This window comes from Nostoc paludosum FACHB-159 (assembly GCF_014698835.1).
Classification (GTDB): domain Bacteria; phylum Cyanobacteriota; class Cyanobacteriia; order Cyanobacteriales; family Nostocaceae; genus Nostoc; species Nostoc paludosum.
The window spans coordinates 1-14,586 of the sequence record NZ_JACJTU010000095.1; the positions used below are offsets into that span (position 1 = coordinate 1).

Genomic DNA, 14,586 nt, shown 5'->3' on the forward strand with positions numbered 1-14,586 from the left:
TTACTGGTAAATATTTTTAATCGGCGGTGAATTCAACAATGTGTCAATTAATTTATCCTAAATCTGGCTAATCCAGGTGTTTTTTTCTCCCTCGTGAGAAATCCGGGTTACGCACAGCTAAGGGAAAATCGTAGACGCAAAGCGGCTTAAGGCAGGGTACCACTCCAGGCGCAGCGAAAAGTCACCAGCGGCGGCTTTTGCTGATGCCTGCGGCAACACCAAGGGCGAACAGAACTTCGGTGAAAATGAGAGTTTGAGAGATATTTTGCGTAAGTCCTATGGTATTGAAGCCATATAGCTGCAACTAATTTCATCCATCACAGAGCTAAAAACACCATCGCTGAGTAGTGTTTGTGCAATTTGGCTTCTAAGATAACCAGAACTATTCGCGCAATACTTCTAAAATATCCTCTAACTTCTTCTATAAAGCCTTTACTTGCCTATTTCGCACGCGTTCGGGACTTCCAGTCGGAATTGCAGCAATTAATTTTTGTGTGTATTCTTCTTTAGGTTCTTGGTAGATGCTTTCGGCTGTGCCTTGCTCGACAATTTGACCGCGATTCATGACTAAAATGCGATCGCTCATGAATTTCACTACACTTAAATCATGAGAAATAAAAATATAAGTCAGCTGAAAATCTGACTGCAATTCTTTAAGAAGATTTAATACTTGTGCTTGTACAGAAACATCCAGCGCTGAAACTGATTCATCGCAAATAATAAATTTGGGATTTAATGCCAAAGAACGCGCTATACAAATCCGCTGGCGTTGACCGCCAGAAAACTGATGCGGATAGCGGTTCATTGCATCTGCACTCAAACCCACCCGTTCTAAAAGTTCGGCTACGCGTTGGCGTCGTTGTTGTTTTGTCTTCCCAACCGAGTGAATTAACAACGGTTCCATCACCGCTTCCCCAACTTTCATCCGTGGGTCGAGGGAACTAAAGGGATTTTGGAAGACTATTTGCATTTCCCGCCGCAGTTTTTGTAACGGTTGTCCTTTGAGGTTAGTAATATCTTGTTTGTCAAAGATAATCTGACCACTCATCGGTTCGATTAATCGCAGCAAGGTTCTACCAAGGGTCGTTTTGCCACAACCAGATTCTCCCACTAATCCCACTGTTTCCCCTGGTTTGACATTAAAGGAAACGCCATTAACTGCCATACTGTAGCGTTTTGTACCACCAAATACCCCACGTACTGGAAAACCAACTTTTAAGTTGCGAATTTCCAATAGAGGTTCCTTATCGTTCAAATTTGCCAATCTTGCAGTAATTTCTTGGCTGGTAACTTGTGGAGGTTGTGCGGGTTCTTTTGGTTGAATTACTAGTTGTCCCGTTGGTGTTTCTTCTGCACTCATGTAGTCGGAAACGGTGAGTAATTTTTGGGGACGGCGGTCAAGGGTGGGACGACAGGCTATCAAGCCTTTAGTATATGGATGCTGGGGATTGGTAAAAATTTGGTCAGAAGTACCAGATTCGACAACTTTGCCTTTATACATTACCGCTACATGGTCAGCAATTTCAGAAATTAGCCCCAAGTCGTGGGTGATAAAAATCATCGCCATGTCACGGCTTTGCTGCAATTCTCGCAACAGTTCCAAAATTGTGGCTTGCACTGTCACGTCTAAGGCTGTGGTTGGTTCATCGGCAATTAAGATTAATGGGTTGCAAGAAATTGCCATTGCAATCATCACCCGTTGCAACTGACCGCCAGAAAGTTCATGCGGGTAGCGTTCCAGCATAGCTTCTTTGTGTTCTTTAACCAACTGTGCCAACTTTGGTGTATCTGGTTTGGATGAATTGGCGTTGGTTTGATGCCAAGTTTCGATATACTGCTGTTGGATATCTTCATCGCTAGGTAAAAGTTTTACCTCTTGCAGACCTGCGATCGCAATTTGTCTTGCTTCGACGGCTGAGACATTTTGATGCCGCATAATCGCTTCTGTGAGCTGAAACCCAATATTATAAACCGGATTGAGGGAACTCATCGGTTCTTGGAAAATCATGGCAATGTCACCGCCACGGTGTAGCTGCATTTCTTCAGGCGGCAATTTTACTAAATCTATGGGGTTGGCGTTTTCCTGAGGACGAAACCAGATTTCACCCCCAGACACTCTACCGGGAGTCTGCAACAAACCCATCACAGCTAAAGATGTGACAGATTTTCCGCTTCCTGACTCTCCTACTATTCCTAGAGTCTCACCTCGACGCAATTCAAAGGAAATACCATCCAAAGCTCTGACGATATTGCCATCACCGGGAAATTCAACTTGTAGATTGCGAACCTCTAGGACAGTTTCTCTCATAGGAGTCGGGTAGGAGTTTTAACTGAAAATTATTTGGATTTTAACAGTAGTTTTGATGAGTATGTCAGTTTTTTCACTGCTGACATCATACTTTCCACAATATACACGCATCTGCAATGTAGAACTGCTTGGAATTTGCCCAAATTGCGATCGCCTCATGGTATCTTCTGCTTTGAGAGCTTCAGTGTTTACAAAATTTGCCACCACGAAAAAACCAGGCGGGAGAGCAAATCCGTAAATTGGTTAAAGAGCGTCGCCAGTCTGCAAAGCTTATACCATTTCACTTTATTTGTGGTATGAATACTTTGAGGGCTAAAATCCCCGACTTCTTCAAGAAGTCGGGGATTTTACCACCGCTAACCCCTCAAAATCAATGGACAGACCTAGTGGTCTATCGCATTAATTTTGTCAGGCTCGTAGTAAGCACTTTAGTGGTTAAAAATAAGGGACTAAAGTCCTCACTACTAACTTATTCCCCATTCAGAATTAATGAGACAAAATATTAGGCTGTCAATCCTGTAGCTGAACCATAGAGAATATTGACCGTACCTGCATTGCTAATTAAACCAACATCCTCACCAGGAACACCTATAGCTAAGTCAGCAAAGCCGTCGTTATTAAAGTCACCAGCTTTCAAACTAGATCCAAAGCCATCAGATGCGTTTGCTACACCCTCAATGCCAGGACTGTCTTGATGCCACAATTGGTTACCAGCACTAGTCAGACCAGTATTTGATAACGTGAGTTCGATGGCTGATATCCTAAGCTCAATCGAAAGACCTTTCCCTGATTTTACTTCGCAAAACCGTCCCTCTTCCAGTCCCAGAGGAACAGACTTTAACTTTAGTTCAAGGCAGGGAGAGGTTGTCGAATTCACGTTCCATTAGAACTAAAGAAAGCCATCTCACAATGCAAGCATCCGTACTTTGGTAACACCACACCATAATAAACCTTCTCGTGCTAAGAGACGATTTAACTCTTAAACGCCAGGAACTTGCCGTCACAACAGTGTTAAAACTGCTGCAACCATAAATGATAAATTTAGAATTCTCTCTCGTAATCCTAACTGCTTATAATATTTTTCTTGAGCAAAATTTGCTGGGGTTAATAGATCTTCTCAATGATTAGCGTAGGCGTTTGTATAGCAACAGACATAGCGGTTAGCGTATCATATTTTGCTCTTAAGGGAACACGGTTGGAAGAACAGAAAAATGTCCTAACAATTGTGGCGACTGATGTACATTGGAAAGGGCGCACGCTTGTAACTTTTCATGACAACAACGCTGCTAAACAATCGCTATCAAGTTATCGAAGTAATCGGTGCTGGTGGGTTTGGGGAAACCTTACTCGCAGAAGACACCCACATGCCTTCTCGGCGTCGCTGCGTAATTAAGCAACTCAAACCGATAACCAATAATGACCCGCAAACCTATCAAATAATCCAAGAACGGTTTAAGAGAGAAGCAGCAACCTTAGAGTATTTGGGTGAAAGTTGTAACCAAATTCCCAAACTCTACGCTTATTTTTCTGAGAATGGGCAATTTTACCTCGTCCAAGAATGGATTCACGGCCAAACTCTGACAAAAATTATTGAAGCCAAAGAATTTGAGAGTGAGACTGCTGTGCGGGAAATCCTCTTGAGTCTGCTTTCAGTTTTGGATTATGTCCACAGCAAAGGCATCATTCACCGGGATATCAAGCCTGAGAACATAATTATCCGTTCTGTTGATGGCAAGCCAGTTTTAATTGATTTTGGTGCAGTCAAAGAAACAATACGTTCCGTGGTGACTTCCCCAGGATACCCCACGCGATCGCTCGTCATTGGTACGCCTGGGTATATGCCTAGCGAACAAGCCGTTGGGCGTCCAGTTTACGCCACAGATATCTATAGCTTGGGTTTGACAGCTATTTATCTGTTGACTGGCAAACACCCCCAAGAACTACTAACCGATTTACAAACTGGTGAAATACTTTGGCAGCAGCACGCGCCTCATGTCTCTGCCGAATTAGCTGCGGTACTCAATCAGGCAATTAAGCCTCATGCAGGCGATCGCTTCAGTACTGCTAGTAAAATGCTATATGCATTGCAGTCTTCTAGTTATATCTCCCCACCACCTACAACTGCTAACACAATCAGTTTATCCCCCTCTGCGACATCAACTCGACAAACACAAGCGATATCTTCCCCCCAAAAAACTCCAATTATTAATGGATCTTCTAAGCCTAGAAACTGGCAAAAACCTGCTGTGATTCTTGGTAGTTTGCTGGTAGGCGGCTTAATTGGTGCAGTTGCAATTTCTAGGATGACTCGCCAGCAACAACTACAGATAACCACTGCCACAAGTCCCACTCCATCTCCAGAATTTCAGTCCACTCCTAAATTTACTAATCCACCAGTTTCTTTTGAACCTTCTCCAGTCCCAGTTGTACCCACCTCACGACCACAGCCAGAAGTAACTCCTGAATCGATACCAACTTTTAATCCCCCAGTTGCATCTAGACCAGAGCCAGAAAACGAGCCTGTAATTTTAGAGACTCCAGCACCAGTAGCAACATCAACACCACAGCCAGAACCAGAGAATCAGGTTCCGGTTCCCACACCAGAAGTGCGTTCCACACCACAGAAAAAGCCGCTAAGTAAATTAGCTGCAACTGCCAGTAAGCAAGAAGTTCCCGCATTTCCCACAGGTACATCCAGAAATGTTGTAGAAGCTACCCTCGGCAAACCAAGGAAAGATTTAAGAGGCGCGTGGGGTAATACCCGCGCTGTTGTTTACAAACTTGTGCCAAACAAAATAGACCTTGGCTACTTATTCGATCGCAATTCTCAAGCACTGCGTCAAACCGAGGTATCTTTTGCTGATTCCGTAGAACCACAGCTAATGGAGTCTACTCTAAATCGACTCTTGAATGGGCAAGCCACTGAAGAGATTAAGCAGGGGCTTAAACACGTACAGCAGGGTCAGTCTGATAATTTTAGTTTCAAAAATGGCTCAGTTAAGGGCCAGATTATTCGTCAAGAATGTAATTTTATTTACATTAGTATTTGGGATGAAGATTTACATGATTTTGTCAATCCATCTACAGGCAAAAAATGTTAATTTTTGAGCAGAAATTGATTTCATAGATTAGAGTCAAAATCCAGAATATTTGTCAAATCAGGCTTGGTAAGAGTTGTTAATTTTCTTGTTGATTATTAACCTTGATTATTAAAGTATTCCTAATTTATCAATCTGTATTCTGGATTCTCAATTATTAAGATTTTTGTATCGTACAACACAAATCAACTATTCAACAAATAACTTAAAAAATGGGCTGTATTAGTCTGAAATTAAGACAATTTCAGTCTTCCCAAGCACAAAAGCTAGGTTTTTAAGATTAGTAAATTTGTGTTCAAGATTTTGGGAATAAACTCATAAAATTCTATTTTTCCCATACCCAATCCCCAATGCCTAATGCTCAATGCCCATTTTCAATTCTGAATCATCATAAAGTTATAAATACCATTATTAAGTTTTTAATAATACTTGTCTCAGGTTCCACATTGATGTCGTAAAGTGCAATCAAAATTGTGTAATCTGAAAACAGCTAAGCTAATGATTCTATTGAGGTCTGATGACTCCTACAATTATGCGTCAGCTTTGGTCTGTGGTTGAAACCGCCCAAGCGAAGATCCTCTTACAACTTGATGATGCTAGCTTGGTGCAGTGGTTAGTGAAACAAACAGCAACGCAAATTTTGTTAAATTCCAACGAAACTGATTTTCTCAGCCACTACATTCAATCTCGGCTAGCACTCATACGCGATCTTGCTCATGAACGTCAGTGCGGATAAGAGCAAAATCAGTAAATTCAGAATTCAGAATTTAGAATTCTTCTCACCATCGACTTGTTTGGGGAAATAACCTTCTACTAAGCAGTCTGAGCCTATTACACGCCAACGAACACGTTCTAAAGACAGTGCCTGAGTCATAGTAGTAAAACCTAAATCCCCGACAGGTGTAGGAGCAATGCTACCTCCAATGATTTTTGGGGCAATAAACGCTAAGACTTTTTGCACTGCTCCTTGAGCGATCGCACTAGCAGCTAAAGTACTACCACACTCCCACAACACATTACAAAAACCTCGTTCATATAAGTACGCCATTGCTCGATCTGGTGTAAGTGATGCCAGTTCCACTACCTCCACCCCAAGTTTCCGCAACAGTTCTTGAAAATCAGGGTTAGCACCCTCCTCTGTCAACACCAAAGTTGGAGCATCCGCAGTTTGCCACAGGTGGGCATTTTCCGGTAAGTTAAGATGGCGACTCATTACCACCCGCAGGGGATTATGTGCCCCCACCTGATGGCTAGTTAAATAAGGATTATCTAGTCGTACTGTATTACCGCCGACAATGACAGCATCGCAAGCCGCCCGCAACTGATGTACTTCAGTGCGGGAATCTTGGCTTGTTACCCAAGCGCTGTGACCAGAGGTAGTAGCAATTTTGCCATCTAAAGTCATGGCATATTTTAAAATACCCAAAGGTCGTTTGTAGAGAATACGATGAACAAAACCTTCATTTAGCTGACGACAAGCCTCTTCCTCTACTCCTACTAATACCTCGATCCCCGCCGCACGTAAGCGAGCAATACCTCCTCCAGCCACCAGTGGATTGGGATCGACCATACCGACTACCACCTTTGCCACCCCTGCTTTAACCAAGGCTTCCGAACAAGGCGGAGTGCGTCCGTAGTGATTGCAAGGTTCCAGGCTGACGTAGATTGTTGCCCCTTGGGCCCGAACTCCTGCTGCTTTCAAGGCAAACACTTCTGCATGAGGCTCACCTGCACGAGGATGAAATCCTTCACCAACAATCTCGCCATCCTTGACAATCACCGCTCCCACTAGTGGGTTTGGTGAAGTACGCCCTAAGGCACGGCGAGCAAGTTCCAAACACCGCTGCATCATGCGAGAGTCAAAGTCGGTTCCTACTTTTTCCTTCGGCGGTGAACCCGAATCGGTATTAGGCCGCATTAGAAATGTACTTTCTTGAGGGTAATTGGTTAGGGATGCATCCGCTTGAGCGACCACTGGGAAATTATCCATAATTTTAGGCAACACTGTAAGTATTCTGCACACATGGGCGCAGCCTCTTGGCAAGAGAATCGCGCTTTGTTCCTGATAATTAAACAGAGTGATATCCAGGCGCTATTATCTGGGTGTCTTAACTTGCATCAGCCTGTAATATTTACATTTCACTCTAGCTTGAATCTATAACAATTCTCATTTCAATGAGGTACATAAGTATTGCGACCCGTACAACAATTTGTACTATTTTCTCAGCACTGGGCAATAACTTTAAAACTTCAGGGTTAACCAAATCACAAGTTCGGTGACTCAGGACTAAGTTTGGGATAAAGTATTGTGTGTGCCAACTTCGATCGCCACCTGATGGAGACTGCAATGAGTAAGGCTGTAATCACCATAACTGATGCCGATTTTGAAACCGAAGTGTTAAAAGCCGAGCAGCCTGTATTAGTTTACTTTTGGGCTTCCTGGTGCGGGCCTTGTCAATTAATGTCGCCCATGATTAACTCAGCTGCCAGTGCTTATAGCGATCGTCTCAAAGTCGTTAAAATGGAAATTGACCCCAACCCACTCACGGTTAAACAGTACCAAGTGGAAGGAGTCCCTGCCCTCAGGCTAATTCAAGGAGAAAAACTACTAGAATCCACTGAGGGAGTCATCGGCAAAGATAAATTACTCAGCCTTTTAGCCAAGCATTTAGATACTAATTAGTCATTAGTCAATAGTCATTGGTCATTTGTCATTGGACAAATGACAAAGCGCAAAGTTTCTTATCAGGTTTCTTCTGAATAGATTAGCGATTCGCTGTGTGCGGAAGCGTCTGGCTTTGCTATACCGTATCCCTACGGAGAAGCAAGCGAGCAAAAGCGTCTCCATGCACAGAAGAATACAGAACTTCGTAACTAATGACTAGTGACTAATGACTAAGCGCAAAGTATGAGCGGAGGTTTCCGACCATCGTAACTTTGTAAGAGAGGACTAACGACTAATGACTAATGACTAATGAATAACATACAGTTTGCAAAACGTTTACAACCCCTACAATCTAATGTATTTGCTGATATGGATAGAGCCAAAGCACTTGCTTTGGCTGCTGGACAACAGCTAATTGATTTGTCTTTGGGGTCTTCTGATTTACCAGCCGAGGCACATGTTATTGAGGCGATCGCCCAATCTCTTCACGATCGCACCACCCACGGCTATCTATTATTTAATGGTACTCAAGGCTTTCGCGAAGCCGCAGCCAACTGGTACGAACAAAAATTTGGCATCAAAGTCGATCCGCAAACTGAGGTGCTACCCCTGATTGGTTCTCAAGAAGGTACCGCCCATTTACCTTTAGCATTGCTCAACCCTGGAGATTTTGCCCTGTTGCTCGATCCTGGTTACCCTTCCCATGCAGGAGGAGTCCACCTTGCAAGCGGGCAAATTTACCCAATGCCATTAAGGGAAGAAAACGGTTTTTTACCAGTGTTTGCTGATATTCCCGCCCCAGTCTTGGCTCAGTCACGGATGATGGTGTTAAGTTATCCCCACAATCCCACAGCTGCGATCGCTCCTTTATCTTTCTTCCAAGAAGCCGTCGCCTTTTGTCAGCAACACAATCTCGCCTTGGTTCACGATTTCCCCTACGTGGATTTGGTATTTGAAGCGACTGGGGACTGGGAGAAAAATCTTCTCAATCCAAAATCCAAAATCCAAAATCCAAAATCTCTAGTCCCTTCAATTTTGCAAGCCGATCCAGAGAAAAGCATTTCAATCGAATTTTTTACCCTTTCCAAGTCCTATAATATGGGCGGCTTCCGTATTGGCTACGCCATCGGCAATGCCCAATTAATTAATGCTTTACGCCAGGTAAAAGCCGCTGTTGATTTTAACCAGTATCGGGGAATTTTAAATGGGGCGATCGCTGCTTTGACTGGCCCTCAAATTGGGGTAAAAACTGCTGTCGCTACCTTCCAGCAGCGCCGTGATGCTTTCATTACTGCTTTACACCGCATTGGCTGGAATGTTCCCACTCCCCAGGCCACAATGTACATCTGGGCAAAGTTACCTTTACCTTGGAGTCAAAATTCCATAGAATTTTGTACTCAGCTGGTGAAACAAACTGGTGTAGCTGCTTCCCCAGGTGCGGGTTTTGGCAAATCCGGCGAAGGCTATGTCCGTTTTGCTTTGGTGCATGAGCCTTCTTTGTTGGAAACAGCTGTAGAAAGAATAGCTAAATTCCTAAATTCAAACTGAATGTCAAGCATTTTTTCGCTGGGGTAGTACAAGATAGCTGTGCTACCCCATTTTTACGTATATATACTAAAACATGAAATCGATTAAATACGTGTTTCTTGCTACTACATATTTTGAAATAATTCTGTAATTGTACATATAGATATAGAAAAATATTCGTCATCATTTTATTGATAATCAACAGGAACTTCACCCAATAAAGTCTCCCGGTTTCTTAAACTGGGTTTGTACGTTCAGCTACCATAAACGGCTAACAATACAAATTGTGTTTTTAAGCAACAGTGTTGCCAAAAAACCTGTAGCCAAGACAGTCCAAGTCTAGAAATAGCAGTAGTTTAAACCTTAACTTCCAAACTGACGGAGACTAAAAAAAAATGAAGATGACTTTTCAGAAACTTGTGATTGGTGCATCAATGGCTATTGGTGTGAGCGCTCTTGCAACTGCACCAGCACAAGCTGGGACGCTGACCGGCGCTACCATAGGTGGAACAGCAGCAGGTGACTATTTAGTCTACGATGTGTCAGGTAACAGTACTGTAAAGGTATCAAATACCCAAACAAACGTGCAGAAAGTTCTGGATGGCTCTGCTGCAAGCCCCACGGGAAATGTAGAGCTACGAGCCACCACTGAGCAGTCTGGTTTTGACTTCACCAAAAACACCACCTTAAGCGGACAAATCGGTGGTCAAAGTATTACCCTCAGCAGTCTTACAGCAACAGATTGGTTTGGGGCAGGATTGAATACAACCTATGGCGCACAGAACTTTGCAAATACTTGGTTTAACCAATTTTATGATGCAGCTGGTCTACCAAGTTATATCTCTCGCGCTCAAGCCTTTAATGCTTTTTTGGGCATCGGTGGTTTCCAACGCTCTAGCGACCCCAATATCTCTTACGTTAACCAAAACGATACGACGGGCGAAATCAAAATTGGCTTAGCAGGTCACTACAATTTAAAAGATTACTATGCTCCTTTATTGGGAAGCTTGGGTAGTCTTCTCAAAAATGGATTCCAAGCCAGTGAAGTCGTTAAAGCTACGTATAATGGCAAGACTGATTTTCTTTACAGTTTCTCTGCTACCGCAAGTGGACTAACTAACAGTGCAGGAATAGGTGCTGATGGCAAATCTCACAGTGGTAATTACGAAGTCAGCATCAAAGGTGTACCTCCCACAGCTGTTCCAGAACCATCAATAATACTTGGTTTGCTAGGTGTTGCTGGTGTCTTTACTACCCGACGCCAACTAAAAAAAGCATCTATTTGAGATAGTGGATGTAAGTCTACAAAATGATTAGGGAGCTATTAGCTCCCTTTTTTATGAATATTTCTCTCCAAACTATCGAACAATCTATTTTGTTGATAATTTTCCTAACATCTAAATTAAAACTGCTTTATTAAGGCATTTACCCTAATAGCAAATTATTTAATAGAATTAATAATAAAAGCTTTGTAAAGAAAAGCTTAATTTTTTATTAATTATTCCTTTTTCTATAATATGATTTAATTATACCAGTATAGCTACAAATACTATATTATATATTTTGGCTGCATAATAAGATAAATCAAGGTTTATAGTCATCTCACAATTCATCTGGCGATATTTGGCTTGTAACTTAAAATGATGATAAATGGCAATGACAGCACAATTACTGAATATAAATCACCAATTGCGTTCAAATCAAGCTAGACGAATTTTGTTAGTCGAAGACCACTATCTTAATAGAATGTTACTCAGTGACTACCTAAGTTATTGTGGTTACGATGTCCAGAGTTTATCAGAAGGTTCTACTTTTTTTTCAACTATCGAAAAATTCCAGCCAGATTTAATGTTACTGGACTTAAAATTGCCAGATGTTGACGGTTACTCACTTTTAAAACAAGTCCAGCAAAAACCTGATTTAGCAAAAATACCTATTATTGTGGTTTCAGCCTTTGCTTTTAAAGCAGATCAAGAACTAGCTTTGAGTTTAGGCGCACGTCACTATTTTGTCAAACCTCTAAAACTTAAGGATCTAATCGTGACAATTGAAAAAGAGTTTAGTTGTAGTCATAGATAAAATTTTTTCCCATATAATTTACTCTGCTTTTTGCTCAGCAATGAACTCTTCAACACGCTGACTAAGATTTTGTACAGAATTACCAATACTAGAAATTTTATTTTGTACTTCTGCTAGCAATAAAACTGCTGCTTGCAGTTCATTAAGCGTTTCAGCTATAGCCTCACGATACTGGGCTTCAAAGTCTTGCGGATTCATAATTTATTTATCTGTAATTATCATAATAGTTATATTTTCAATAATAAGCATAAATTTAACTTCCTAAATCCGTTAATACGCTTAATATTAAAACTTCAACAAATTAGTGAGTTTGATAAAAAATATATAAACCTAACATACTAAATTAATTTTGGATTGCTGAGTGCTAGACCCTCCTGTCTCGCTATACTACTACACAAAATTAAGCAACAATGGGTTCTGATGCGTTGAAACAGACAACACTAGCTAGCAGTTTGAGGATTTAAAATCTAAAATGAAAAGATTTGTTTGGTTTATTAGCAGCAGAGGATGTAGCTTGCTTATTTGAAAAAGTGCCGAAATAATTTTTAATCTAAAATTGGCGCTGTCAAAAATTAAAAATACTTTTTATTTAAAATATAACTATCAGGTGTAAAAGATAAATTAAAAAAGCAAAGTTTTGATTTTAATAAATATTGAAAATTCAACTCATAGCTACAAGAACTAAGTCCAAGCAGAGGCTTTGGTCAAGAAAACTTCAACTTATACTCTTCTATAATATTGACTGGAGCTTAGCTAAGTATATTTACTTTACAAGGCTTCGTAAAATGGGCAAGAAAAGATAATTTTTCTTAAAATAGAGAAAGATTACTTAATTTTAGTTGTGACTATATCCACTCAAATACTATCACTGGTTAAAGAGCCGGAACGATTGGAAAACCGTCTCGCGGAAATTCCACCGGAACCGGGGGTTTATTTCATGCGGGACAAAAGCGATCGCATTATATATATAGGTAAATCCCGTAAGTTGCGATCGCGTGTGCGTTCTTATTTTCGGGATGGATACAATAAAAGTGAACGCATCGCCACAATGGTAAAATTAGTGACGGAAATTGAATTCATCGTCACTGATACTGAATCCGAAGCCTTGGCGCTGGAAGCCAACTTGATTAAGCAGCACCAGCCATACTTTAACGTCCTGCTCAAAGATGATAAAAAATATCCGTATCTCTGCATCACTTGGTCGGAAGACTATCCACGGATTTTTATCACTCGGAAACGCCAGCTAGGCAAAGAAAAGGATAAGTTTTATGGGCCTTATACCGATGCTGGTTTGTTGCGAGAAATTTTACGTTTGTGTAAGCGCATCTTTCCCCAAAGACAACGACCTCAACCGCTTTTTAAAGATCGTCCTTGTTTGAATTATGATTTAGGGCGTTGTCCGGGTGTATGTCAAAAGATGATTTCACCAGAAGAATATCGCAAAATTGTCCAAAAAATCGCGATGGTCTTCCAAGGTCGAACTAAAGAGTTGATTGATATTTTGAGCCAACAAATGAACGCTGCTGCTGAAGACTTGAATTTTGAGTCAGCGGCGCGAATTCGCGATCAAATTTCTGGGTTAAAGTCACTAACAGCCGACCAAAAGGTGTCCTTACCAGATGATACAGTTTCGCGGGATGCGATCGCCTTAGCAGCTGACGCACAACACGCTTGCATTCAACTCTTCCAAATTCGTGCTGGACAATTAGTGGGACGCTTGGCGTTTGTGGCGGATGCTCATGCAGAACCAGGAGCAATTTTACAACGAGCCTTAGAAGAACATTACCAAACTGCTGATTCCGTGGAAATACCCACAGAAATTTTAGTACAGCATGAATTACCAGATGTAGAAATATTGGCAGATGTCTTAACTGAACGTAAAGGTAGAAAAGTGACGATTTTGGCTCCTTTGCGGCAAACTAAGGCAGAATTAATAGAGATGGTAGAGCGAAATGCCCAGTATGAATTACAAAGAATGCAAAAATTGGGCGATCGCAATCACCAAGCAATGCAGGATTTAGCGGCTATTCTCGATTTACCAGATGTACCTCACCGCATCGAAGGTTATGATATTTCTCACATCCAAGGCTCAAATGCAGTAGCTTCCCAAGTCGTGTTTATCGATGGGTTACCCGCCAAGCAGCACTATCGCCACTATAAAATCAAAAATCCTACAGTCACAGCCGGACATTCGGATGATTTTGCTAGTTTGGCGGAAGTTATCCAACGCCGGTTTCGCAAGTATGCCGAAGATCCGCAATTAACACGTTTGGGTAATCCTGACTGGCCCGATCTAATTATGATTGATGGCGGTAAAGGTCAATTATCTTCAGTTGTTGCTGTTTTGCAAGAAATGAATTTATTGGAAGACTTGCGAGTTGTTAGTTTAGCGAAGCAGCGAGAAGAAATTTTTTTACCAGGAGAATCTCAACCATTAACCACTGATGCAGAACAACCAGGGGTACAGCTGTTGCGACGACTGCGGGATGAAGCGCATAGGTTTGCAGTAACTTTCCATCGTCAGCAACGCAGTGATAAATTAAAGCGATCGCGTTTAGATGAAATTCCTGGTTTAGGACATCATCGACAAAAACTGCTGCTAGGACATTTTCGCTCGGTTGATTATATTCGGCAAGCAACAACAGCGCAACTCGCTGAAGTTCCCGGAATCGGGCCGCGTTTGGCTCAAGAAATTTACGATTATTTTCATCCATCTTGATATGAGGCAAATAATTTTGAATTTTAGATTGGCCTCATACTGTTCCTTGCACGGTACTGCTGTTTAATAGAGAAAATTCTCATTAGACTTGTCCGAAAACTCCAAAGCCAGACTGTTCAAAGCTTTTAGACAAAACTTTGATATCTTCGTAAAAACGGAGTCATAAGGGTTTGATATAGTTAGTGATAGT

Annotated in this window: 12 protein-coding genes and 1 pseudogene; 7 read left to right on the top strand and 6 right to left on the bottom strand. The window is 41.6% G+C overall.

Going from position 1 to position 14,586, the window contains the following annotated elements:
- Window positions 1-421 precede the first annotated feature (421 nt).
- The 4 genes and pseudogenes from H6H03_RS37535 to H6H03_RS42185 form a co-directional block, all read right to left on the bottom strand.
- Window positions 422-2,308 (bottom strand): ABC transporter ATP-binding protein, encoded by a 1,887-nt coding sequence (locus H6H03_RS37535; protein ID WP_190960078.1) that lies wholly within the window; start codon window positions 2,306-2,308, stop codon window positions 422-424.
- Window positions 2,309-2,326: 18 nt separating this feature from the next.
- Entirely contained in the window at window positions 2,327-2,512 is a 186-nt protein-coding gene (locus H6H03_RS37540; protein ID WP_190960079.1) for a hypothetical protein, read from the bottom strand.
- A gap of 298 nt (window positions 2,513-2,810) precedes the next feature.
- Window positions 2,811-3,185 carry an FG-GAP repeat protein gene (locus H6H03_RS41920; protein ID WP_190960080.1) on the bottom strand — a complete coding sequence of 125 codons (375 nt, stop codon included), beginning with the start codon at window positions 3,183-3,185 and terminating at the stop codon, window positions 2,811-2,813.
- A gap of 30 nt (window positions 3,186-3,215) precedes the next feature.
- Window positions 3,216-3,419 (bottom strand): annotated as a pseudogene (locus H6H03_RS42185) (IS4 family transposase); the annotation flags it as partial.
- A gap of 160 nt (window positions 3,420-3,579) precedes the next feature.
- Between H6H03_RS42185 and H6H03_RS37550 the strand changes: the two are divergent.
- The gene (locus H6H03_RS37550) at window positions 3,580-5,409 is read left to right on the top strand and encodes a serine/threonine protein kinase (RefSeq protein ID WP_190960081.1); all 1,830 of its coding nucleotides are present in this window, start codon (window positions 3,580-3,582) and stop codon (window positions 5,407-5,409) included.
- 514 nt (window positions 5,410-5,923) lie between these two features.
- Complete coding sequence (locus tag H6H03_RS37555) at window positions 5,924-6,142, top strand: hypothetical protein (RefSeq protein ID WP_190960082.1); 219 nt, start codon at window positions 5,924-5,926, stop codon at window positions 6,140-6,142.
- Window positions 6,143-6,166: 24 nt separating this feature from the next.
- On the opposite strand, the gene ribD is transcribed toward H6H03_RS37555, so the two are convergent.
- Window positions 6,167-7,396 carry a bifunctional diaminohydroxyphosphoribosylaminopyrimidine deaminase/5-amino-6-(5-phosphoribosylamino)uracil reductase RibD gene (gene ribD / locus H6H03_RS37560; RefSeq protein WP_190960087.1) on the bottom strand — a complete coding sequence of 410 codons (1,230 nt, stop codon included), beginning with the start codon at window positions 7,394-7,396 and terminating at the stop codon, window positions 6,167-6,169.
- A gap of 357 nt (window positions 7,397-7,753) precedes the next feature.
- Between ribD and H6H03_RS37565 the strand changes: the two genes are divergently transcribed.
- The 4 genes from H6H03_RS37565 to H6H03_RS37580 all read left to right on the top strand — a co-directional run bounded on the left by H6H03_RS37565 (window position 7,754) and on the right by H6H03_RS37580 (window position 11,677).
- Window positions 7,754-8,089, top strand: coding sequence for a thioredoxin family protein (locus H6H03_RS37565; RefSeq protein ID WP_096536725.1), 336 nt, complete (start codon window positions 7,754-7,756; stop codon window positions 8,087-8,089).
- Between the two features lie 291 nt (window positions 8,090-8,380).
- Window positions 8,381-9,619: an LL-diaminopimelate aminotransferase gene (locus tag H6H03_RS37570; protein ID WP_190960083.1), complete on the top strand. Its 1,239-nt coding sequence runs from the start codon at window positions 8,381-8,383 to the stop codon at window positions 9,617-9,619.
- A 374-nt stretch (window positions 9,620-9,993) separates the two neighbouring features.
- Window positions 9,994-10,884 (top strand): NF038130 family PEP-CTERM protein, encoded by an 891-nt coding sequence (locus H6H03_RS37575; protein WP_190960084.1) that lies wholly within the window; start codon window positions 9,994-9,996, stop codon window positions 10,882-10,884.
- Between the two features lie 370 nt (window positions 10,885-11,254).
- Entirely contained in the window at window positions 11,255-11,677 is a 423-nt protein-coding gene (locus H6H03_RS37580) for a response regulator (protein ID WP_190960088.1), read from the top strand.
- A gap of 18 nt (window positions 11,678-11,695) precedes the next feature.
- Here the strand turns inward: H6H03_RS37580 and H6H03_RS37585 are convergent, their stop codons facing one another.
- Window positions 11,696-11,875 (bottom strand): hypothetical protein, encoded by a 180-nt coding sequence (locus H6H03_RS37585; RefSeq protein ID WP_190960085.1) that lies wholly within the window; start codon window positions 11,873-11,875, stop codon window positions 11,696-11,698.
- 643 nt (window positions 11,876-12,518) lie between these two features.
- Between H6H03_RS37585 and uvrC the strand changes: the two genes are divergently transcribed.
- The gene (gene uvrC / locus H6H03_RS37590; protein WP_190960086.1) at window positions 12,519-14,396 is read left to right on the top strand and encodes an excinuclease ABC subunit UvrC; all 1,878 of its coding nucleotides are present in this window, start codon (window positions 12,519-12,521) and stop codon (window positions 14,394-14,396) included.
- Window positions 14,397-14,586: the final 190 nt, after the last annotated feature.

Excerpts from the sequence above, each read along its gene's own strand:
- H6H03_RS37575 (WP_190960084.1), top strand. The coding sequence starts at position 9,994 with ATGAAGATGACTTTTCAGAAACTTGTGATTGGTGCATCAATGGCTATT.
- H6H03_RS37555 (WP_190960082.1), top strand. The coding sequence starts at position 5,924 with ATGACTCCTACAATTATGCGTCAGCTTTGGTCTGTGGTTGAAACCGCC.
- ribD (WP_190960087.1), bottom strand. The coding sequence starts at position 7,396 with ATGGATAATTTCCCAGTGGTCGCTCAAGCGGATGCATCCCTAACCAAT.
- H6H03_RS37570 (WP_190960083.1), top strand. The coding sequence starts at position 8,381 with ATGAATAACATACAGTTTGCAAAACGTTTACAACCCCTACAATCTAAT.
- H6H03_RS37535 (WP_190960078.1), bottom strand. The coding sequence starts at position 2,308 with ATGAGAGAAACTGTCCTAGAGGTTCGCAATCTACAAGTTGAATTTCCC.
- H6H03_RS37585 (WP_190960085.1), bottom strand. The coding sequence starts at position 11,875 with ATGAATCCGCAAGACTTTGAAGCCCAGTATCGTGAGGCTATAGCTGAA.
- H6H03_RS37550 (WP_190960081.1), top strand. The coding sequence starts at position 3,580 with ATGACAACAACGCTGCTAAACAATCGCTATCAAGTTATCGAAGTAATC.
- H6H03_RS37565 (WP_096536725.1), top strand. The coding sequence starts at position 7,754 with ATGAGTAAGGCTGTAATCACCATAACTGATGCCGATTTTGAAACCGAA.
- H6H03_RS37580 (WP_190960088.1), top strand. The coding sequence starts at position 11,255 with ATGACAGCACAATTACTGAATATAAATCACCAATTGCGTTCAAATCAA.